The organism is Hydrocarboniclastica marina (genome assembly GCF_004851605.1).
GTDB lineage: Bacteria > Pseudomonadota > Gammaproteobacteria > Pseudomonadales > Oleiphilaceae > Hydrocarboniclastica > Hydrocarboniclastica marina.
In genome coordinates, this window is record NZ_CP031093.1 from 1,105,897 (window position 1) to 1,127,088 (window position 21,192).

The 21,192-nt window shown below is 56.0% G+C and carries 17 protein-coding genes; 10 read left to right on the forward strand and 7 right to left on the reverse strand.

The annotated features are described in order from the left end of the window. Positions 1–1,945 precede the first annotated feature (1,945 nt). Both soil367_RS05050 and soil367_RS05055 read right to left on the reverse strand, forming a co-directional pair. Positions 1,946–2,926, reverse strand: a complete 981-nt coding sequence (locus soil367_RS05050; RefSeq protein ID WP_136547541.1) for a transposase — start codon at positions 2,924–2,926, stop codon at positions 1,946–1,948. Positions 2,927–3,082: 156 nt separating this feature from the next. After that, the gene (locus soil367_RS05055; protein WP_246065531.1) at positions 3,083–3,931 is read right to left on the reverse strand and encodes an endo alpha-1,4 polygalactosaminidase; all 849 of its coding nucleotides are present in this window, start codon (positions 3,929–3,931) and stop codon (positions 3,083–3,085) included. A 636-nt stretch (positions 3,932–4,567) separates the two neighbouring features. Here soil367_RS05055 and soil367_RS18900 point away from each other — a divergent pair. Further along, complete coding sequence (locus soil367_RS18900; RefSeq protein WP_216642778.1) at positions 4,568–4,747, forward strand: hypothetical protein; 180 nt, start codon at positions 4,568–4,570, stop codon at positions 4,745–4,747. Between the two features lie 535 nt (positions 4,748–5,282). Here the strand turns inward: soil367_RS18900 and soil367_RS05065 are convergent. After that, on the reverse strand, positions 5,283–6,389 hold the full coding sequence (locus soil367_RS05065) for a fatty acid desaturase (protein ID WP_136547545.1): 1,107 nt from the start codon (positions 6,387–6,389) through the stop codon (positions 5,283–5,285). Between the two features lie 136 nt (positions 6,390–6,525). Between soil367_RS05065 and soil367_RS05070 the strand changes: the two genes are divergently transcribed. Together soil367_RS05070 and rho are read left to right on the forward strand one after the other, a co-directional pair. Next, positions 6,526–7,548, forward strand: coding sequence for an AraC family transcriptional regulator (locus soil367_RS05070; RefSeq protein WP_136547547.1), 1,023 nt, complete (start codon positions 6,526–6,528; stop codon positions 7,546–7,548). An 836-nt stretch (positions 7,549–8,384) separates the two neighbouring features. Continuing rightward, the gene (gene rho, locus soil367_RS05075; RefSeq protein ID WP_136550521.1) at positions 8,385–9,350 is read left to right on the forward strand and encodes a transcription termination factor Rho; all 966 of its coding nucleotides are present in this window, start codon (positions 8,385–8,387) and stop codon (positions 9,348–9,350) included. A 33-nt stretch (positions 9,351–9,383) separates the two neighbouring features. Here rho and soil367_RS18795 read toward each other — a convergent pair whose 3' ends face one another. After that, the gene (locus soil367_RS18795; protein WP_172962269.1) at positions 9,384–9,545 is read right to left on the reverse strand and encodes a hypothetical protein; all 162 of its coding nucleotides are present in this window, start codon (positions 9,543–9,545) and stop codon (positions 9,384–9,386) included. 137 nt (positions 9,546–9,682) lie between these two features. After that, positions 9,683–10,810: a zinc-binding dehydrogenase gene (locus tag soil367_RS05080; protein WP_136547549.1), complete on the reverse strand. Its 1,128-nt coding sequence runs from the start codon at positions 10,808–10,810 to the stop codon at positions 9,683–9,685. Between the two features lie 569 nt (positions 10,811–11,379). On the opposite strand from soil367_RS05080, the gene soil367_RS05085 reads away from it, so the two are divergent. Then, positions 11,380–12,480: a hypothetical protein gene (locus soil367_RS05085; protein ID WP_246065533.1), complete on the forward strand. Its 1,101-nt coding sequence runs from the start codon at positions 11,380–11,382 to the stop codon at positions 12,478–12,480. A 23-nt stretch (positions 12,481–12,503) separates the two neighbouring features. On the opposite strand, the gene soil367_RS05090 is transcribed toward soil367_RS05085, so the two are convergent. Next, on the reverse strand, positions 12,504–13,496 hold the full coding sequence (locus soil367_RS05090) for an MBL fold metallo-hydrolase (RefSeq protein ID WP_136547552.1): 993 nt from the start codon (positions 13,494–13,496) through the stop codon (positions 12,504–12,506). A gap of 145 nt (positions 13,497–13,641) precedes the next feature. On the opposite strand from soil367_RS05090, the gene radD reads away from it, so the two are divergent. The 6 genes from radD to soil367_RS05120 all read left to right on the forward strand — a co-directional run bounded on the left by radD (position 13,642) and on the right by soil367_RS05120 (position 19,692). Beyond that, positions 13,642–15,438: a DNA repair helicase RadD gene (gene radD / locus soil367_RS05095; RefSeq protein WP_136547554.1), complete on the forward strand. Its 1,797-nt coding sequence runs from the start codon at positions 13,642–13,644 to the stop codon at positions 15,436–15,438. A 273-nt stretch (positions 15,439–15,711) separates the two neighbouring features. Further along, positions 15,712–16,299 (forward strand): hypothetical protein, encoded by a 588-nt coding sequence (locus tag soil367_RS05100; protein ID WP_136547555.1) that lies wholly within the window; start codon positions 15,712–15,714, stop codon positions 16,297–16,299. 15 nt (positions 16,300–16,314) lie between these two features. After that, positions 16,315–17,106, forward strand: coding sequence for an SDR family NAD(P)-dependent oxidoreductase (locus soil367_RS05105; RefSeq protein WP_136547557.1), 792 nt, complete (start codon positions 16,315–16,317; stop codon positions 17,104–17,106). Positions 17,107–17,114: 8 nt separating this feature from the next. After that, on the forward strand, positions 17,115–18,164 hold the full coding sequence (locus soil367_RS05110; RefSeq protein WP_136547560.1) for a saccharopine dehydrogenase family protein: 1,050 nt from the start codon (positions 17,115–17,117) through the stop codon (positions 18,162–18,164). A 385-nt stretch (positions 18,165–18,549) separates the two neighbouring features. Then, the gene (locus soil367_RS05115; RefSeq protein ID WP_136547562.1) at positions 18,550–19,140 is read left to right on the forward strand and encodes a TetR/AcrR family transcriptional regulator; all 591 of its coding nucleotides are present in this window, start codon (positions 18,550–18,552) and stop codon (positions 19,138–19,140) included. A 396-nt stretch (positions 19,141–19,536) separates the two neighbouring features. Continuing rightward, positions 19,537–19,692, forward strand: coding sequence for a CCGSCS motif protein (locus tag soil367_RS05120; RefSeq protein WP_172962270.1), 156 nt, complete (start codon positions 19,537–19,539; stop codon positions 19,690–19,692). A gap of 324 nt (positions 19,693–20,016) precedes the next feature. Here soil367_RS05120 and soil367_RS05125 read toward each other — a convergent pair whose 3' ends face one another. Then, a complete protein-coding gene (locus soil367_RS05125; RefSeq protein ID WP_136547566.1) occupies positions 20,017–21,174 on the reverse strand; it encodes a cytochrome P450 in 1,158 nt (385 codons plus the stop codon). Positions 21,175–21,192 lie beyond the last annotated feature (18 nt).

The window sequence follows — 21,192 nt, forward strand, 5'->3', positions numbered from 1 at the left end:
GTTGGTGGAGTGGAGCAACTGCTAACAGGACACCCACTCGAACACCCACTCGAACAGAGCTCAACAATCAGTCGTGCGCATGCTAACAGCATGCTAACAGGACACCCACTCGAACGGAACGCAACAACGAGTCGTGCCAGAACGCTCCAGCTTCCAGCTAACAGGACACCCACTCGAACAGAACGCAACAATCAGTGAATACTAACAGGACACCCAGCCTAAAACAGCTCAACAGGGACCCTTCCTGCGGTTGCACCGCCTCTTAACCAGGTTCGACAAGAGCATTCGGAGCCGATTTAGCGGCGTAACTCCAACACGAACAGGACACCCACTCGAACAGAGCTCAACATCGGTGCCGCGGTTGAGGAATTAAGGTGGGTGTCCGGAAAAACCGGAAGTGTCCGGAAAAACCGGAAGTGGGTGTCCAGCCTGTGCTCAAACATTAATGCAGTTTGGGCTTGGTAGAGGCAAAGAGCTTTTTAACGAGACATATGAGCACATCAAGGGGCGCCATTAGCAATGGATTTTTACGTTATCGGGAGCCAAAAGCTTCTAAACAAGGCAAGACCAAACTCTGTTTATCTCCACATTGACCACTGGAACGATTATTCCTTTTTTACTCTGTTTCGAGCCGTCTTGTCAGATAATTCTGCCCGGCGACACGACTTAGGGATGGTGAAAATCGGTTTCAAGGGACAGGACGTTTCTATCAAGACAAGGGAAACACTGGAAATCGAGAGTAACTAATAGGACACCAGTCGTTAAGGTGGACACCCACCTTTAGATTACCCATGCCGAGCCGGTAAGAAGCAGGGAAGTGTGCTGGCCAAGCGCCAGAAGGGCCGTCTTAATATTCCCAGAGGAGAAGCACAGGCGCTCGTAGGGCCCTGTCTGCTAGCGGTTGCCACAGAGCTAGCAGGACACCCACCTCAGCAAGAGCGGTTAACGAAACCCCTCGTCAGTATCGCCCAAGGATTGGTGGGGCAAACATGCGAACAGGTGGGTTCCAACATTCTGCCTTGCAAAAGAGCAACCAACTTCACCAAGCCGGTTTTGAGGCAGAATGGCATGTTACGTAGTTTTCATATACATTCTTCCGATTGTGTCCAAGAAAGCTGGAGGGCAACGGACAGGGAGGTTGAACAGTGCGCTAGCACTTCAATCCTGGAGAATGACCATGAAAAAAATAATGCTAACTTTGGTTCTTGTTTTGTTCGCTTCGTCTGCTCTCGCTCATGGAGGCGGCTGTCGGAAAGACAGTCCACAAGGGCAGTGCTGCCACGCAGGCAAGCAGCACTACCACTGCCATTAAAAGCAACTAACGGCATTGCTAATAGGACACCCACTCGAACGGAACGCAACAACGAGTCGTGCGAGAACGCTCCCGTACCGAGGTGCCTGTCACTGATGGTTTAATGGTTGTAATTGCGGACTAAGAGAGGGGGATCGCAGTTGAAAGCGGTCCGTAACAGCCAAGAACCATTTTTCAGCCGCAGCTAGCCGCCAAGTATGCCCTGGTAAGTGTTTTGCGAGGAGTGAAGGTTCAGCCGAGCAGGGCTCTACAGTCAGCCCGCCCGCTGCGGCGCCGGTAGCCCATTTTCGAAGCCACTAACAGGACACCCACTCGAACAGAGCCACTAACAGGACACCCACTCGAACAGCAAAACTAAATAGGACACCCACTCGAACATAAGCACATATGTTGACGGCAAAAACCTGAGTCAGACGACCTTAGCTGGACACCCACTCGAACAGAGCTCAACAATCAGTCGTGCTCGAACGCTTCCGTACCGAGTTGCCTGTAACTGATGGTCCAATGGTTGTGTTTGCAGACCGAGAGAGGGGAAACCGCGATGGGATGCGGTCCGTAACAGCCAAGAACCATTTTTCAGCCGCAGCTAGCCGCCAAGTATGCCCTGGTAAGTGTTTTGCGAGGAGTGAAGGTTCAGCCGAGCAGGGCTCTACAGTCGGCCAGCCCGGTGCGGCGCCGGTAGCCCATTTTCGTGCAGGCTGCTTTGATCGAATACGCTGTACCGACCATGCCTTTAAAGCGGCTCTCGAAGTGCCGGCTCATGTACAGCCAGTGCTTGGGCTCAATAGCCAGGCGTTCCAGAATGGGCGGTAAGGAGTTTGAGACAGCGCCGCGCTTGTCGTCGCGCAGCTGGCGGCCTGTCCAGTCGACCAGTTCCAGGTAGTCATCCAGCCGGAAAGGAAGACCTTTCGGCATGTCTTCGCGCGGATTGCCTGCGAAGGGGTGTAGGTCATGGGGCTGGGTTGTACTGTTGCCATCGCGGTGCAGAATGCGGCGTTGGACTGCTGTGAACTCGCTGGTTTCGGGTGAGGGTGCCATACCGGCTCTGATAGGGTTCAGGTCCACGTAGGCCATGCATGCCGCCAGGGCTTTTTCGTCAAGTAAGGCCTGGCACTTGAATCTCCCTTCCCAGAATCTGCCAGTGCAGTTGTCTTCCTGATTAGCCTTGCGCGCAATGTCCTCATTCAAACAGCGCATATACCAGCTGATGTCCTGCAGTCGACCCCGCCATACCTCTACCTGCTGATGCAGGGCATTCAACTCGGCCCGCCCCAGTAGTTCACCTCGACAATAACGCTGGCTCAGAAACGAGCCTTTGAACAGCTTGTGCCACTGGTCGATCACTTCACGAAAGGGCCATCTTTCTGCCGTTGCTTGATCAATATGCAGCACGACGTGTACATGGTTGCTCATCACAGCGTAAGCGCAGACTTCGACGGCAAAAACCTGAGCCAGATGCAGAAGCCTGGTTTCAATCCAGGCCCGACGGTGGGAGAAGTCCTGTCCCGTCAATGTATCCTTGCCGCAGAGAAAGGCTCGGCGGACACAGCGTGAGACGCAGTGGTAGTAGGGCGTGGCGCTCAGAGCCACTTGGGTTTTACGGGACCGGGGCAAGTTGCAGTTCCTTCTGCAGAATAACTGTATATCCGAACAGTACGCGATTTGCGCATTGAGCGCTAGAGCCAAGGAGGATGTGGGTGCCCATGCAGTTTGGGGGCAGTTTGGAGAACCGCTATTCGCAACCTGCAGCCCTCTCCCTGCATATCCACACTAATTGCAGCTGTAGCGGAAATCGTCGTTCAGATCCAGCGGCAGCACTAGCGTACTGAACTGTCGGTTGACGCTGTCGGTGCATAAACTCTGTCTCTGTATTGCATCGTTCACGTACTTATCCAGATATTCTGCATTCAGTACAGCCTTGTTAGCGTCAACGAAGGGCTGCAGCAGATCGCATTCGTCGTATTCAAAGCATTGTTCGTTGACGGCGAAATCGAAGTACTCCACGAGATCTTTGATCTGGTCCAGGTCGTTCTTCAGACCGATGGCAAGTCCGCGGCTGTGGGCTTCGTTGGCCATCCAGCGGTTGTAGGCGAGCTGATCCGAGGCGGTGAAATCGAATCCGGGATCGTTGATATACCCATCCATATTGTCGGGCTCGACACCATCGCAGCCTTTACTGACCGCTATATCGAGCCGCTTTGCCATCAGGTCGCGAACGTTCGTGCTACGGATATCCAGCCAGCGTTCGTCCTCCCAGCCATCGAGAGAATGACCCAGGTCTGCTGGATTAAAGTCCTCTGCGTCGTCTCTCCATTGTTCATAGGAACCCCCGGAGAAGTAGCAGATCACTTTCTTGCCCGTCGATTGTATGGATTGTATTAGTGATACATCGTTATCAAATAGATCGATGTCGTAGATTTGCACGGGATAGCCGGTATTGACAGCGCCCTGCAGTTGCCACTGCCAGGTCACCAGTGGCGTTGGCCGATACCAGGAGCCTTCAGTGATTGGATCGGAAATGGCCTCGGGGGAGCCGTCTTCCTGCGAATCGCTCGAAGAGGAGCCTCCTCCACAGCCGGCAAGTAAGGCCATCAGCACCAGCATTGCACCTGCTTTCATGACTAACTGCCCCTGATTGAATTGCTGGTAGGATTATAGACGCGAGCATGTTGGGAGGTGTGGCTGTTTTCATGCGCTTTACAAAAAAATACACTCTTGCGGGACTCGATGCAGGTCATTGACTCTCTCGCCCCGGAAAAACCGGGACAGATTTATTTTATCGACTTCTCCAATGGCTCCGAGCCGATTTGAGTCACTGAAAATAGATCTGTCTCGGTTTCGAGGTTCAGAAAGAACAAACGGAGAAGAACCGGTGACCTGCTCCCCTCTAGCTGAACCGAGAAAAATGTGCGGTCCCGGCATCAAGAGCTACAGTTAACTTAGCGGCGGGTTCTGGACAGTCACGCGGCCCGAGGCGGTGGGTGTCCGCTTACCATTTCTCTGACGCTTCGCGGCTTTAGACCGGAGCGTGAGCCGGGCGTTGCATACTAAACGGGAGGTCTAGTGGATCAGCATATTAGAGCGAATCTATACCCTTGTGCTCACTGTGGCGAAACAGGCACTTGCACTACAGGAAAAGAGGGTCAGTCTTGCTTAGCTTGCATTAAAGCGAATGAGTTAAAGGGCAAGGAAATGTATGGAATCGCCTGCGGGACATGCAACGGTTTGGGTCAAGCCGAACCCCGGACTGAGAGGATGAATAAACGAATAAAACCATTGCTGGCAATCGCCATCATTTTTTCCTTGCTCGGTGGGGTTTTCGTGTCAGCCATACTCAGTAGTCCCTATTTTTCGCAGATTTTGGCTTTTAGCGCCACGCTGCTGGGGAGTATCGTTGCTTACTACTTTTCGGCACAGCAGGGTAAAATTACATAAGCACGTGCGCAGATTCGCTACGGCTTTCTTGTTCTTTCGTCGCTCAAGATTGTGCACGCTGCAACAAAACATTGCGGAGATGAAGAGGTTAAGTTGAACTGGGAAGTAGTTAACGGTTTCACGGGGATTGTGAGCGCGACTTGTGCCTTCGTAAGTTTGCTTTACCTTGGATTTGAGCAGCGGAGGGCTACGTCGACCGAAAGTCATGCAACCCTATCTATGCATAGCTTCATGTCCCTCATCCTCGCCACCTCAGGCTGGGCTCTGCTTTGCCTGAGCGGATTCTGGATCTTTGAGCCATTCGGTTGCTGCCCTCTAGATCAAGAGTACCTCAAATTGTATGGGGTGATTTTGGCATTTCCCGCTGGGGTCTTATTCTTAGCCGGAATGAAGCTAATGAATCCAAACAGCGAAACATAATCAGGGAACTGAAAACCGCGGAAAACCGGGACAGATTTATTTTATCGGCTTCTCCAACGACTCCGAGCCGATTTGAGTCACTGCAAAATAGATCTGTCCCGGTTTCGTTTTTTCCTTAAACGGGCGCTCCCTCTGGCTGATGTTTCTCTGACGAGTCCAACTTGTAAAACCGGTTCCCCCTCAGGAACGTGCCGTAGTCGTTAAAACGTACGCCCATCTCTCTCATCACTTTATGGGCTGCCGGTGCGGTCCATTGGCGGATATAAAAGGGTTCCCGTACCGCGAAGTGGTGAATAGCGTGCGTACTGCCGAAGTTGAAACAGAACACCTGCATCGGCAGTAGCCACCAGGGATTGAGGACCTGGCATTGCTGCATCACGTTCCTGGGCTCAACATCGCCGTAGTAGTGCATGTTGGAGCTAATGAAATGCAAGCAGAACGTACGCAGGAAAGACGGCAACATATACACCACCGCAAAGGTATCCAAAGCAGCCAGTGCGGTAGATAGCCCATCTGACAGGCTGAGTGGGTTGCCGCTGAGTTGGGCGGTAAAGAGGACCAGGTGCGCGACTATCCAACTGTGGAACAGAAGGTAATAGATGTTGCCAAGCGGGGCATAGGACAGCAGCTGTTGAATGCTCATCTTTCTGGCTTGGTCGCGTGAGGCAGGTTTTTGAGCCCGGATATAGTGGCGAACGGCGCGCTGCATGGTGAACGGGCGCAGCAAGACCGCCATCATGTTATCACCGGTCATTAACAATCGCCGTACCCCCCAACGCTCGCCGTTAGTGATGCCCCGCTCCTCCAGATCACTCTCGGTGCCGCTAAATTTGTGATGGTGTAGGTGAAGCTTACGCCGGACAAACGGGCTGATAGTACTGGCGCGTGCAAGCCAGCCCAGCGCCAGCATAAGGTCATTGGCCCAGGGACGGTTCTTGAAGTACATCAGGTGTATCAGGTCATGTTCCAGTTCATGGATAAGTGAAGCGAAGATCGCCGTTACCGGAACGCAAACCCACCAGGGAATGAGGTCCAGCACATAGCTTGTTCCGCTGGCGATCATGCCCAGCAGCGACACGGCCATGATCGTTGCCCCGATCAGATTCTGATGTTTTTCCAGCCAGGGATGACGACGGCGAAGCGCCCGCCCCTGTTCGAGGATGTTCTTTCGGATGTAATCCATTTTCTCCGCATCGGTCATGTTTCTTGTATCAGCAGACATGGTTTTGACCTTTTAAACAGTTGTGGCCGGCAATCAGGCGCCTGTACCTGGGGTTATCTGCTGTTATTGTGCGTGAGGTCATATCCGCTCGGGCTATGATGAAGTGACAAAAAGCGATCATTAGGCGACAACCACGATGACAACCATCTCGATTGTGTCCAGCCAGCCAACTGTTCCCGGCACTTACGTTTTGCTGCTGATGGATGTGGTAGAGCGATGGGATATTCCGGTGGCAGAGTTGCTGTCGGCAGAAGGACTTGCGATTGAAGACCTGTTGCGAAGCGGCTTCCGCCTGCCCAGGGCCAGTTTTGCCCGGCTTATCGAGCGCGCCATCTTGCTGACCGGAGAACCCGGCATAGGCTTTCTGATGGGGTTGCAGATGAAAGTGTCCTGCCACGGCGTGATCGGCCAGGCTGCCATGGTGGCAAATACACTTGGTGAAGCTCTTGATATTGCAAAGGCCTATTTCAGCGTACCTTCTTCTGATCTGGAGCTTTGTCTCGATCAGGAGGGTGATCGTGTCCGCCTGTCCTTGACCGAGCGGGACGAGCGTTATCGGCTCGGTGAGGTTGGCGCGATGTTTCTGCTGACCGGCTTTGTCTCCATGGCGACAGTGCTTACGGGAAACAGTCTCAAGGGCCAAGGCTTTGTGCGCTTTCCCAAGCCGTCCTACACGGATCGCTTTGCACACCTCATCTTTGGCCCTCTCACTTTTGACGGCGGCTTCAACGGCTTTGTTTTTGACAGCTCGATCCTGGACTATCCCCTGGTCATGGCAGACCCGGTGGCGGCGCGGATTGCCCGGGAACAATGCAAAGAGGAGCTCGGCCGTCTGGGCGGCGGCCGTTCATTGGTCCAGCAAGTGCGGGACCTGGTGTTCGATGAGGAGTTGGGGTTCGCTTCCATGGACGAGGTGGCTGAAAAACTGAATGTCACGCCCCGAACTCTGCAGCGACGACTGCAGGCTGAAGGTATGGTATTCCGCGAGCTGGTCGAGTCGATACGTGAGCACCATGCCAGGCGACTGCTCGCTCTCCGACAGAAGAGTATCGGACAAATCTCCGATCTACTGGGGTACTCCGATGTCACCAATTTCAGCCGTGCGTTTCGGCGCTGGACCGGTACTTCGCCGAGGGACTATATCTGCACTCATTCCTGAACAGCCAGATCAGCTAATAGGGCACCTACTCGAACACACTCCGTTAAGAGGACACCCACTCGAACAGAACGCAACAATCAGTCGTGAACCTTAGCTGGACACGCACCTCAGCAACTCTTCGCGGACGCAGTTACGCTAAGCACTAATCAGGACACTCACGCTAATAGAGCTCCGGATTAGAGGTCGGTGTCCCGTTAAACCGCTAAAGCTTTCGGCTGAAATGAAAAGGACGCGTTGTGCTCAAGCTAAACTCTATCACCTTCAGGTATATGTGGACCTTGTTGGGATATTTTTTTACGTTTTTTATGTATGAGCATCTTGGCGTATATGAATTATAGCGTTTACTCACTTCGTTGCCCGAACTGCGGCACTGATATCATGCGCGGTGCGAGTGGGCTTTTTCGCAAGCAGTACGCTCGCCAACTAAAGATTCTCCGAAGTGAATGCCCCGACTGTGGTGGTGATATTACTAAAGCCGCAGTTGGTTCCTGATTAAGAACCTCAGAACTAACGGCGCACTAACAGGACACCCACACGAACAGAGCGCAACAATCGATCGCGCGAGAGAAACCACTAACAGGACACTCACCTCAGCAGCACTTTTCGCGCTCAGTACTAACAGGAAACCCACTCGAACAGAATGCAACAATCAGTCTGTAGTGGTTCAATGATTCCGGACACCAACGTAGGTGGTAATATCGCCACCATACATGAACCCACCCCAGCGAACCTTTTCGCACTCAGCGCTAGAGCCAACTAAAATGTGGGTGTCCTCGCAGGTCGGCGTTATCAGCCCATTTCGAAAATATCCATCAATCAAGAGCTATCGAACAGCCATGACGAGAAAGACATTAGGTTTAACCCGGAAACGAACCACGGACACTAAACCGGTGGCTGAGGAAACCCAGGCTGTGGTTGAGGCTGACCCACAGAAACGTTTTTTAAACGGTGTGGCTATCAATCCAGCGCCGGGGATTCGCTTGGAGTCAGGTTCAGAAGAACTCACGGTGCGCGCGATGGATCTGATTACGCCGATTGGAATGGGGCAGCGGGGTTTGATCGTTGCGCCGCCGGGGTCTGGAAAATCGACGATTTTAAAACACATTTGCCAGGCGGTGGGAAAGGCCTATCCCGAGATCAAACTTTACGCGTTATTGATAGATGAGCGACCCGAAGAGGTCACGGATTTCAAGCGTAGCGTCCCGGCTGAGGTACACGCTTCTTCTTCGGATGAAAGCTATGCTCATCACGTTCGCGTTGCCGATGAGCTTCTTGATATCGCCCGCCAGCAAGCTGGCGAGGGTCACAACGTCATGATTGTGATTGATTCTCTTACGAGGCTTTCCCGTGTACATAATGCGGAGCGAAAGAGCAGCGGTCGTACGATGTCTGGCGGGGTTGATGCCCGAGCGATGGAGATCCCGCGGAGGATGTTTGGCGCTGCACGAAACATTGAGAATGGCGGCTCGCTTACCATTCTGGCAACCGTTTTGGTCGATACCGGCAGCCGTATGGACCAGGTTATATTTGAGGAGTTTAAGGGCACGGGGAACATGGAGCTGGTGTTATCACGAGACGTTGCGAACCAGCGAATCTTCCCCGCGTTGGACATTTCGAAAAGCAGTACACGCCGTGAAGAGCTGCTGTTAGATCCGAAAGATCTGGGCAAAATAAGAGCCTTGCGCCGGGCGCTCAGCGGTCTCAAACCGCTGGAGGGCACGAAAAAGCTGGTTGAACTGCTTGAGAAGTACCCCTCAAATGCCGAGCTTCTGAAAAACATCCCCGGGACGTCCATCGACTGAATCCGCGCTACGGGGTCAGACCCGCGTCGGCTGTCATGATGGCGCCATCCGCTCGCTTGCCGAACCAGGCCCCATCGCGTTCCGTGAACCCGTACTGGCCTTGGCCGTGGGGCTGTCATCGGCGTCACCGCCGCAGGCCACAAGTAACGAGGCGGAAAGGGCGAGTACAAGACTGGTTTGCACTATCATCGGCATAAGAAACTCCTTCGATAGATGTGGCCGCAGGCATTAGGAATCGAAACACGAGCACGCTCGGCCTTCACGCAGGCGCAGGCGCTGGCGCCAATCTGACCCCAGCGTCCCGCGATGCCCTTGCGGTCAGAGAGTAAACCTCAGCTCTGTGGTTTGATCAGAAACTTCTCTCCGGTAGCCTGTTTGCCGTAAACCGACATCGCATCCAGTTGTAACGCGCCGGCCAGGGATACCTCGTGAGTGTAGTGACTGGCAAACGTGGTTTTGATCTCGGCAGCTATGCGTTTGCGCATGGCGATGTTGGTTTCCTTACCCAGTTTTCCCAACGCATTGAACAGTAGAAAGCCGTTCACACCCCAGGCAAAACCAAAGCTGCGGTTTAGCGTGATTGGGCCGCGATCAAGCCCGCCATAGATGTACACCTGCTTGTAGATGTCAGATCCGTATACGCTGTACTCAGTCATGTCACGGGAGACGGCGGCTTCCATGCAGGTGAGAATGTCACTCGCCAATCTACCGCCACCGATCGGGTCGAATGCGATGGTCGCGCCGGTGTCGATCAGTGCCTGGGTCAGGTCTGCCATAAAGCTGTCACTACTGGAGTTGACCACGTATTTGGCGCCCATGTCGCGCAGCAGTGCTTCCTGTTCCGGCCTGCGGACGATATTGACCAGGTCGATGCCGTCGGCGATGCAGATGCGGTTGAGCATTTGTCCGAGGTTAGAAGCGGCGGCAGCGTGAACGATAGCTTTGTGACCTTCAGCGCGCATGGTTTCTACCATGGCCAATGCCGTCAGAGGGTTTACAAAGCTTGAAGCGCCTTCGACTGCAGTGGTACCAGGCTCCAGTTCCAGACAGCTTTGAACGTTGGCACAGAGATATTTACGGTAACTACCACCGCCAATCACCGCAACGGTTTTACCCATCAGGCTCTGCGCCGCGGCTGATGATCCCGCAGCGACGACTGTACCGGCGCCTTCATTGCCCACGGGTACTGCCTTGCCAACCCGCTTTTTAACCGCGCCCATGAACTTGGCCGGGACGTCGGCACTGATTACCGGACGATCGGCACTACCGGCTTGCCTGGCAGTCGTCATATCGGCTGCGCTGAACATCACGCCCAGGTCGGACGGGTTAATAGGGGCAGCTTCGATGCGGATGACCACTTCGTGTTCGCCAGGCTGCGGGATCTCGATCTCGCGCAGGGCAAGTTCCAGTTTGTTATTTTCGGTAATGGTTGAAGTAAGTTCGATGTTGGTATCTGACACTTTTTTCTCCTGCAAGAGTTAAATGGTCTGGTACTTTGCTAACCGGTGTTACCGCATCAAAAGAGGGGACAGCCCGTGGCGCCTGCCTGATTCGTGTTTCTGGACTGTCTGATCGTAGTGATCAATGGGGTCAGAGTAACTGACTTATTCGATCAGTTTCCCCAAGAACTGCAGGCCATCGTCGGCTAAGCCGCCCGCGCCATCAACCCGTTCATACTCGACCAGCCACCACGCCGCTCACTCGAACAGAGCGCAAACACAGCACGTCCCCAGGAACCCCGGCCCAGTTCCCAGGGGGAGGTTGTTCCGCCCAGGACAGTTTGCAGCTAGAGAGACCCAGCGCAGCATCTCACTCAACGAAAAACCGTTAGCTCTCACAGTCTGATTAGTATGCTACCTTTTTTTGCTGATTCAGACGAGAGCCACCCAAGTCCCAAGCCGCATCCCCCCAACATCTCCATCAGGTCCGCTGCGGCATGTTTCTTGAGCAATTTTATCGTTGCTGAGGCAAGGATGGACAACGTATTCTCAGGCAGAGAGGCTGAATCCAATCAGCCAGAGGTGGGTGTTTGAAAAAAGCCATGGTGTTTCTGGGCGTAGCGCTGCTGATGGCGATGTTGGCCAGTTTTGCGTCTCAGCCGGTGCCCGTCGAGCAGAAGCTCATTTCTATCCGGGCGCAGGAGGTTCTGCCCGGGTTTGACAACCTTGAAGACGAGCCCATCGAGGTGCAGGCTGCCATCTTGGACCTGGGCGATGACCCGATTTTACGCCTTAAAGCCCAGGCGGCACTGCTTGCCTTCCCCGAAATGGCCCGCACCATTTTCCCCCTCTATGCTTCCGAGCCTGAGTTTCAGGACGTCTTGCGTTCCTATAGCGAGCAGGCACTGCCGCCGATCCATTATTTTATTCATCATCCCGTTAATACCGTTGAATGGATGAACAAGGCAGCCCGTCAGTATGAGCGCGCCGTGGATTACATCGCGGAGCTAAGGGGCGGGAAGCCCACTCAACAGGAAGACGCCGAGCCTCTCTCGCCGGAAGAACGGGGCTGGTACGCGGTGAATTTTATCCGCGATGAAGGGCATGATTTTCTGGGGCAGTTTGTTGTTGATGATCAGGGCGAGACCCAGTGGGTGCAGACTGAAAGGGTGACCGAAGGCATCGCCCAGTTCTTTACCAGCGGGGTCAGACAACTGGAGTCAGACTACCGAACCGGTGAGGATATTTCTGCCGGTGATATTGGCTGGGCGTCGGTGGATGTGCTGGTGCTTGCCAGCGCGGTCAAGGTGCTTCGCGCCGGTCGCACGGTCGCAAAGACCACCCGGGGAGCCGGGCTTTCAACCCGCTCGGCTGCGCTGGCCGCCCGTATTACCGGTGGCGGCCGGCTGATCCTCAGCAGTGCCCGCTATGCCAAATGGCCGGTTTTTCTGGGGGCAGGGTATCTGGTGGTTACTCATCCCAGCCTGATCAATGATTTTTTTACCGGGGTCGCCGATGTGCTTGGTGTATCTCCCCTGGCTATGCGGATAGCGGGGTGGTTGATCATCCTCGTTCCGGCCCTGTACTTGCTCAGCTGGTTGCTATGGCCGGCCATTGCGCTGGTCCGGGGGCTTCTAGCGGTTTTGTACCGTCTGGCCGGCAGAAGACCCGGTTATTCCGGGCTCCAGTGACGTTTCCGCAGTTTTCTCTTTAATCACTGCGACGACCAGACTTCGCCGTGCTGCATCACCCGAAATTCCGCCTCGCTAATCCCTTGCCTCTCCAATGCTAGCCGCAGTCGCCTGGGTGGCTCATCCATGGGTTCATCGGTCAGCACGAAGGTGCCCCAGTGCATGGCTACCGACTGCCTGGCGCCAATATTCTGGTGAATTCTGACCGCCTCTTCCGGCGCCACGTGCACCGGGGCCATAAACCAGCGGGGGTCGTAAGCGCCGATGGGTAGCAGTGCCAGGTCGATGGGCGCAAACAACTCGCCGATGTCCCGAAACACCTTTCCATAACCGGTATCACCGCCGAAATAGAACCGGAAGCCGTCCATGTCCAGAAGCCAGCTGCACCAGAGCGAGGTGTTGGTGTCGGTGGCGGTGCGTCCGCTGAAGTGCTGGGCGGGCAGGCAGAACACTTCGTTTTTGCTGGCCAGTGGCGCCGATTGCCACCAGTCCAGTTCCACCAGGTTGTGGATGCCGCGCTTTTTGAACCAGCGTCGCAGGCCCATGGGGATACAGAAACGCAGGCTATCTCCGAACCGTCGGTGCAACTGTCGCACGGTCGCTTCGTCGAGGTGGTCGTAGTGATTGTGGGAAATCAGTACCAGGTGGATCGTCGGCATGTCTGCCACCGTCAGGGCAGGTGGGGTGTACCGCTTCGGTCCGACCAGGCGGAAGGGACTGGCACGCTCCGACAACACCGGGTCGGTCAGCACGTTCAGGCCCCGGTACTGGAACAGGAATGACGCATGGCCCAGCCAGGTCAGTTGTGGCGCGGCCGGCGGGTTCAGCAGCAAGTGGCCGTCGGGGCGCAGCAGCGAGTAACGTTTACCTTTTGGAAAACGGCGGCCGGGGGCCAACTGCCAGCGCAGGAAATCCCCCAGGCCGTGGCGGGGTACAGGCTCCAGGTTTCGGAACCTGCCGCCTTGGCAATGGGGTTCGGCCGCCAGGGCGGCGAGGCGTTCACGGTCGATGGTCATGGCTCGGGCTCACTGGTGAAACCGGAAAAGTTCTTTGGACGCTCAGGTAACGACTTCGGTATTTGTTAGTATGGCTGCCTTATCATCCCGATAGCGATCAGCCCTGCGCAATGAATGCTCCCTTCAATATGATGCTCTCCTCACGATGAATGCGCCTTTCACATTGCGCCCTTACCAGCAGGAGGCGGTCGATGCCACCTTGAGGCATTTCCGCCAATCCGATGAGTCTGCCGTTATTGTGCTGCCAACCGGCGCCGGTAAAAGCCTGGTTATTGCCGAGCTGGCTCGACTTGCCCGGCGCAAGATTCTGGTGCTGACTCACGTCAAGGAGCTGGTGGAACAGAATCACGCCAAATACCAGAGCTATGGGCTGGGCGGCGGCATCTTCTCCGCCGGGCTGAAGCGGAAGGAAAGCCGGCATCAGGTGACCTTTGCCAGTGTGCAGTCGGTAGCGGCGAATCTGGATCAGTTCCGAGATGAATACTCGCTGGTCATTATCGATGAGTGCCATCGGGTCAGCGGTGAGGAAACCAGCCAGTATCAAAGAATCATCGAGCTGCTGAAACAGCAGAACGATGCCCTCAAAGTGCTCGGGCTAACCGCTACACCCTATCGTCTGGCCATGGGCTGGATCTATCGCTACCACTACCGGGGTTTCGTGCGCGGTTCTGGTGAAGAGCAGGACAAACCCTTTGTGCACTGCATCTACGAGCTACCGTTGCGCTACATGGTCAACCGGGGCTATCTCACCCGGCCTGAGCTGGTGAACGCGGCGGTGGCGCAATACGATTTCTCCGCCCTGGCCCAGGACCGCTTTGGCGAATACGCCGAGCGCGACGTCAACCAGCTGCTGGGCAAGCATAAGCGTGTGACCCGGGCCATCATTGAGCAGGTGATGGAGCTGGCCGCTGAGCGCAAGGGCGTGATGATCTTCGCGGCCACGGTGGATCATGCGCGGGAGGTTACTGGGTATCTGCCTGAACACCAGACGGCCCTGGTCACAGGCGCAACCGATCTGAAGGAACGGGACGTGCTCGTCCAACGCTTCAAGCAGCGTGAGCTGAAATACCTGGTGAACGTCTCCGTGCTCACCACGGGCTTTGATGCGCCCCATGTGGACTTTATCGCCATCCTTCGCCCTACCCAGTCGGTCAGCCTCTACCAGCAGATGGTGGGCCGCGGTCTTCGCCTGGACGAAGGCAAAACCGACTGCCTGGTGATTGATTACGCCGGCAACAATGTAAATCTGCATCACCCCGAGGTAGGCGAGCCAAAACCCAAACACGACAGTGAGCCGGTGCAGGTGTTCTGCCCGGGCTGTGGTTTTGCCAACATCTTCTGGGGCAAAACAGACGGCGACGGCCATGTGATTGAGCACTACGGGCGCCGTTGCCAGGGGCTGCTGGAACCTGGGGAAGGGGACGAACCTGCCGGGCACAACGGGCACCCTCAACAGTGCGATTACCGCTTCCGTTTCAAGGCGTGCCCCCGTTGCGGTGGCGAGAATGACATCGCGGCCCGCAACTGTGGCCAGTGCCACAAAGCCATCATCGACCCGGATGATCAGCTAAGGGATGCCCTGAGACTCAAGGACGCCCTAGTGATCCGCTGCGCCGGGATCTCGTTAGATGGTAGTGGCAGCAAACTGAAGATCACCTATCACGGTGAAGAGGGGGAAGAGCTCAGCGAATCGTTTGATTTCAGCAAGCCTGCGCAGCGCCACGTCTTTAACAAGCTGTTCGGGCGTCGTTTTGCGAGTGGCCAGGCCCCGCAAGTATTCAGCAGCGCTGATGAGGTGCGTGTGATGCAGGCCTTGTTGCCGGCGCCCGATTTTGTGATTGCCCGGAAGCAGAACCACTATTGGCAGGTGCAGGTGCAGGTGCAGGTGCAGGAGCGGATTTTTGATTATCAGGGTAGTTATCGTCGGGCGAATGAGGTTTAAGGCTGCCGGCTAGGATTCCTTGAGGCAGCAGGGTTTCCACTTTGGAAACCAGGCAATCATGTACGTGAAACAAATATGCAGCCATGCCGAGTATGATCGGCTGGCAGAAAAATACCGTCGCCATCGGGAGTCAGGCCTTGCGATGACAGGCTCAATTACCTCTGAGTCAGCTTCCCCCCTTGTTTTCGGCCATGGCGAGCATCCTGAAACTCATATCTTGAACCGCGTTCAACAAACCGCTATGCTGAGCGAAGTTGAATGGGGTTCAAGATTATGAATACGACAAACGCAAGTACCTCTTCATTGAGGGAATCCGACCTGATGGCAATGAGTGTAAGTGAACTCATGAAGGTGTTTGAAGGGTCTCCCTCGCCGACGATGCAGCAGATGGACGGTGAGTTCGCGGCGCGCTTGCTTGCTCAGCCCGGCAAGTTGGCCCAGTTCATCGGTGAGGTGACGATCAACAACCCCCTCATGCCGGGGCGCTGGCTCTGCAAGGCATTCCGGCCCGTTTCCGATAATCTTGGTCGCGGCTACAACTCCTTCGCGCACTTTGGGCGCGCCGTTCAGCGCTTCCCGATGGAGACGCTGATCGCACCATCTCGCTATGACGGTCGTCCCGCCTACACGTTGGTCTATGGGGCCTTCTGGTCCATGTGTGGTGCGATCAACATGGTCGATGAAGTCAGGCAAGTGGGGGCTGACCTCTATCTGGGCATTGGCACCTGGGGCTTCACCGCCGCTCAGCGGCGCGTTCCGCTGCCCTTTGTCCTTCGAGGACCTGTTTCTCCCTATGTGCGTGACACCGGTACGCGCAAGAAAACATTTGACGTTCGCCAAGCCATTCCAGCGTTGAGGTAAGAAAGGTTGAAAACCATGAATGCTCCCCGTCGTAAAGCACTGATCACTGGCGCCTCTGCAGGTATCGGTGCCACTTTCGCCCACCAACTGGCCGCCAGCGGCTACGACTTGCTGCTCGCCGCGCGCCGTGGCGATCGCTTGCAGACGCTGGCCGACCAACTGGTGACAGAGCATGGCATTCAGTGCGAAGTCCTGTCGGTCGACCTGGCCAGTCCTGACGCCGCGCGCGTAGTCGTGGAGCACCTTGACAAGCTCGACTGGCGCATCGATTTCCTTGTCAACAACGCCGGCCTGTCAGGTCACTCGAAGTTCGCCCAAGCCACCTGGTCACAGTTGAATGGCGAGATCCAGTTGATGATGACCACCCTGACTGAGCTGATACACCGGATCGCGGCCGGCATGATGGAGCGGGGTTGGGGACGCATCATCAATGTGTCGTCGCTGGCCGCATTGTCGCCACCGGGCGAAAGCCTGCTGTATTCGGCGATCAAGACGTATGTTCTGATTCTGTCGCAGTCCCTGGACATGGAGTTCAAGCCCCACGGCGTTCATGTCACGGCACTCTGTCCCGGTTTCACGTACAGTGAGTTTCACGACGTGATGGGCACTCGGGACACGGCCAATGATCTGCCTGCGTTCATGTGGCAGCAGCCGCAAGACGTGGCTCGTGCAGGCGTCGCTGCGGTGATGGCAGGCAAGCCGGTATGCGTGCCGGGCGCGTTCAACAAGATCATGGCTGCACTGATGCGGCCGATGCCGCTGTGGCTCAGCTACCTGGCTGGTCGCGCCCTCAATCCATTCAAGTAAGGCAAACCATGGCGTTCATGATATACGGGGCGAATGGCTACACGGGCGAACTCATTGCCCGCGAAGCCGTCGCGCGGGGCATGAAGCCCATCCTTGCCGGGCGGAGTAGAGCCAAGATCGAGCGCCTTGCGGGCGAGTTGAACCTGGAATGCCGCGTCTTTGATTTAGGCAACCCGGCCAGCATCGCGGAGCAACTCCACGGTGTCACGGTGGTGCTGCTCACTGCGGGGCCTTTTTCCGCGACGAGCGAACCCATGGTTCGTGCGTGCATCGAAGCACGGGCGCATTACCTGGACATCACCGGCGAGATCGACGTATTCGAAGCGGTACACCGTGCTCACCCGGATGCGCAACGGGCCGGCGTAGTGCTTTGCCCTGGTGTTGGCTTCGACGTGATTCCGACCGATTGTGTGGCTGCAGCATTGAAAGAGGCAATGCCTGATGCTACGCAGTTGAGTCTCGGTTTTGACACGACGGTCAGCCTCTCACCGGGCACAATGAAAACCACTTTGGAAAGTACGCCTCAAGGTGGCAGAGTGCGCCGAGAGGGAAAAATTGTCCGGGTGCCGCTGGCTCACGATGTCAGACGGATCGACTTCGGACGAGGCGAGCGCTTGGCTGTGGCCGTGCCCTGGGGTGATGTCTCAACGGCTTTTCACACAACGGGTGTGCCGAATGTCACTGTTTATGTTCCGGCCAGCCGTTTGTCTGTTCTCGGTATGAAGCTTGGCAATGTGTTTGGCCCTTTGCTTGCCATGTCACTCGTTCAGCGGGCACTGATGAAGCTGGTTCCTTTGCTGGTCAAGGGGCCGGATGAGGCGGACAGAGCTCGCATGCCGGCCTACGTCTGGGGCGAGGCGATCAACGCTCGCGGGGAACGCCGTACCGCGCGTGTGAAAACAGCCAATGGCTACACCCTGACGATCCCTGGCGCACTCGCCGTGGCGACCTTTCTGCTCAACAACGACGCGCCCGCAGGGTTTACCACGCCATCCGGCTTGATGGGGTACGGCCTGCTGGCCGATCTTCCCGGCGGTGGGCGAATTGCCATTGAGTGAGGGACTGCGGACATTGCCGTCCCCCCTGACACCCTTCATCATTGACTTCCTGAGTGAAAACTACGGCACGTACCGCCAACATCTCGAGTACATGGGCGCTTCCGCGAAACGTGCTGGATATCCTTATGAGGTGCCCCCGCCGAATGAGCTTCCGCAAAGAATAATATTCGTATGACCGACCTCAGGCAGTGACTTGGGCGCTGGGCATCGCGCTTGCTGGTGAGTAAATGAGCCCTGATGATCAGCTAGCGTTTGTCATCTGTTCAAGCCTCTTTTCCGCAAACTACTTACTGAACTGACGTCTTCTTGGCTGGCATTCAAGATAACCTGGTTGTATCTTGAACGTCAGCCAACGATTAGTACGAGTTCCCATAGGAGAGTGCCCTTGGCCCGCAACAAACGTCATCTGGAGCAGAAGGTCAAAAAAGAGGAGATTGAGCTTGTTGCCATGGCTCTGCTGAAGGAAAAAGGCTACGACAACACCTCAATGGCCGAAATCGCCAGAAGCGCGGGTGTGGCCGCGAATACCATTTACTGGTACTACGAAAACAAAGACGACGTCCTGCTTGCGGTACTTAACCGTGTCGTATCGCAAGCCATCGCTGATGTGATGGCGCTGCAGGAACAGCCGCTCAGAACCAGAGTGCTGATGTTAATTGCGCAGGTGGAGAGTTCCGGTTCATTGATGACGGACGTTCACTCCCGCGTAAGTCATTCTCCGAAAGTTCGCGCCTGGCACGATCGTTTCCACACGATGGTAGAGCAGCTATCGGTTTCAGAGTTGGTCAAGGCTGGGGTGAACCTGGCTGAGGCGCTACTGGACGCCAGAGTGCTGATTTATGTGATCGAAGGGCTGCTTGCGCACCCGCATGAGTTGCAGGAAAGAGAGCAGATCGTTGATCACGCCCTTAAACGGATAACCGGGCAATTGAAAATTCCCAGCCAAGTGAAAACTCCCAGTCAAGCCAAAACCTAAGCTGCGCCCCGGCCGTAGCGCGGGTTCAGACACGAGCCGTTAAGCAGGCTGAGCCATTGGTCAATCATTTATCCAGCGTTTAATCGGCTGCCGTTACCTGGTCCCGGACTTACGGTTGGAATCGTCCCGTCCCGTCCTGCCGCGGCATCCTGCGCGCAGAGAAAGGCGGGACTGACGCAGCGTGCGGCACAGATGCTAACAGACAGATGCTAACAGGACACCCACTCGAACAGAGCTCGTGCAGTTTCCGGCTTACGGTAATGCGCTGCTGCATACACGCCTGAGTTCCTGGCAAATCTGAGCCGACCAGAATCTCTTCAGGAGCACTTGCTCTAATCAATGTTGCGGCCTAAGATGTAAATTAAATGAATGTTAAAGCCGCAAAGAGGAAATCGAATGGCCCTGCCCACCGACACTGCTAAGAAAGAAACCGCAGAAACCGAAGCCACCCTCGCGCAGGCATCCGCAAATGCCGAGGTGAAGCAAACCGAAGCTCAGGAAAAGAAGAAGGGCAAGCACGGCGAGGATTTCTGCTGCGGCTCCTGTTCCTGAGTCGCACAGTATGAGAGAGAAGTGCCCGGCTACGCGTCCTGCATAGCTGGGCACGGTTTATCCGCAGGCTACCTCTAACAGGTTAATGCTTCGGATTCGCAAGCCGTACACTCACGTTTAACTCTCTACCGTGGATAGCTCTTGAACTCTGCCGGAGTCTGCTGTCCAGTTAGCGACGGCGGAATTTGGTGTAGCGTCGGTTTGCTGTGCCTTATCTTTTACGGAAGTGTAAAAAAATCGCGCTGGGGGTCACCGGTTTCGAGCTCTATAGCTTCCTTATTAAAGCCTTGAGTATGAGGTTGGGCTTACTGTCCGCGGTCCTGCCTAGCGGAAGATGACTGGCAGCCGCGCGAAACCTGTCGCGGGGTACACGCCGCATACGGGCGGGTTTGCGGTTGAAAGCTTCAGTTCATGACTGTCCGCCAGAAGCTCTTCCATAATGATGCGGAGCTCCATCCTCGCCAGGGGTGCGCCCGGGCATACGTGCACACCTGCGCCCCAGAGCAGGTTCTGTTCGGGGTCCCTGCCCCAGCGGAATTCTCCTGCACCTTCAAAGACGGTCTCGTCCCGGTTGGCGGAGGGCCAGAGCAGTGTCAGGCGTTCGCCTTCGCGCAGCTGTTGCTCGGCCACGGCCACCGGGCAGGTGGTGACGCGACGGTTGGACAGCAAGGGGCCGTGGATGCGCAGGATCTCGTCGATGGCCTCGGGCAGTTTTTCCGCTTTGTCTCTCACTTGCTGCTGAATCTGTGTGTGCTCAGCCAGGTACTGGACGAGGATGCCCACCGATGCGGCCATCGTTCCCACTTCGCCGGCTGTCCAGTTGCGCAGGATGCTGACGATCTCTTCGTCCCGCAGGAGCCTGCCGTTAACGTGGCTCGTGGCCAGGCGCATGGTGACGTCGGTTTCCGGGTCTGCCCCGGCCTCCCGTTTAGCCTGCACGTTCTCTATGATCAGGTTGGTGAACTCTTCTGCGTAGCGGGCCAGCGCTTCCCTATCCCGGGCGGCAATTGCGGCCTGGTTGCGGGTCGACCAGTCGTTCAGCGTCTGGTGCATGGCGACCGGCCAGTTCAGGAACGCGCACTGAACCTGCGCCGCGTAAGGCTGCGCCAGGCTGCGGATCAGTTCTGTTTCCGTGTCTTTTGCAAGGTCTTCCACCAGGCGCTTGGCAAGACTGCGGCATACCGGCTCGAAGCGAGCCATGGCATCCGGCCCGAAGAACGGCTCGATCAACTGCCGGTAGGGTGTGTGCTCGGGCGGGTCCATGCCGTTGGGCACGGACAAATGCGAGGAAACTGCATTACTGAAGGTTGCGTGATCATTCAGAACCGCCAGCACATCCCGATGGCGGAACAGGGTCCACTGCTGGGCTTCGCTGTAGGCCACCGGGCAGCGCTGGCGCAGCTCATCATAGACTCCAAGCTGTTCGGCATGGGCGGTGTCGGCATGCGGGTCCCATTCCGGGGTCGGGTTCTGGTCGTGCATTGTTCAGTCTCCAGCTAA

What these genes read in the sequence shown, in the direction of transcription:
- soil367_RS05070 (WP_136547547.1), top strand. Translation starts at nt 6,526, where the DNA reads ATGACAACCATCTCGATTGTGTCCAGCCAGCCAACTGTTCCCGGCACT.
- soil367_RS05125 (WP_136547566.1), bottom strand. Translation starts at nt 21,174, where the DNA reads ATGCACGACCAGAACCCGACCCCGGAATGGGACCCGCATGCCGACACC.
- soil367_RS18795 (WP_172962269.1), bottom strand. Translation starts at nt 9,545, where the DNA reads ATGCCGATGATAGTGCAAACCAGTCTTGTACTCGCCCTTTCCGCCTCG.
- rho (WP_136550521.1), top strand. Translation starts at nt 8,385, where the DNA reads ATGACGAGAAAGACATTAGGTTTAACCCGGAAACGAACCACGGACACT.
- radD (WP_136547554.1), top strand. Translation starts at nt 13,642, where the DNA reads ATGAATGCGCCTTTCACATTGCGCCCTTACCAGCAGGAGGCGGTCGAT.
- soil367_RS05090 (WP_136547552.1), bottom strand. Translation starts at nt 13,496, where the DNA reads ATGACCATCGACCGTGAACGCCTCGCCGCCCTGGCGGCCGAACCCCAT.
- soil367_RS05120 (WP_172962270.1), top strand. Translation starts at nt 19,537, where the DNA reads ATGGCCCTGCCCACCGACACTGCTAAGAAAGAAACCGCAGAAACCGAA.
- soil367_RS05110 (WP_136547560.1), top strand. Translation starts at nt 17,115, where the DNA reads ATGGCGTTCATGATATACGGGGCGAATGGCTACACGGGCGAACTCATT.
- soil367_RS05055 (WP_246065531.1), bottom strand. Translation starts at nt 3,931, where the DNA reads ATGAAAGCAGGTGCAATGCTGGTGCTGATGGCCTTACTTGCCGGCTGT.
- soil367_RS18900 (WP_216642778.1), top strand. Translation starts at nt 4,568, where the DNA reads ATGAATAAACGAATAAAACCATTGCTGGCAATCGCCATCATTTTTTCC.
- soil367_RS05065 (WP_136547545.1), bottom strand. Translation starts at nt 6,389, where the DNA reads ATGTCTGCTGATACAAGAAACATGACCGATGCGGAGAAAATGGATTAC.
- soil367_RS05105 (WP_136547557.1), top strand. Translation starts at nt 16,315, where the DNA reads ATGAATGCTCCCCGTCGTAAAGCACTGATCACTGGCGCCTCTGCAGGT.
- soil367_RS05100 (WP_136547555.1), top strand. Translation starts at nt 15,712, where the DNA reads ATGAATACGACAAACGCAAGTACCTCTTCATTGAGGGAATCCGACCTG.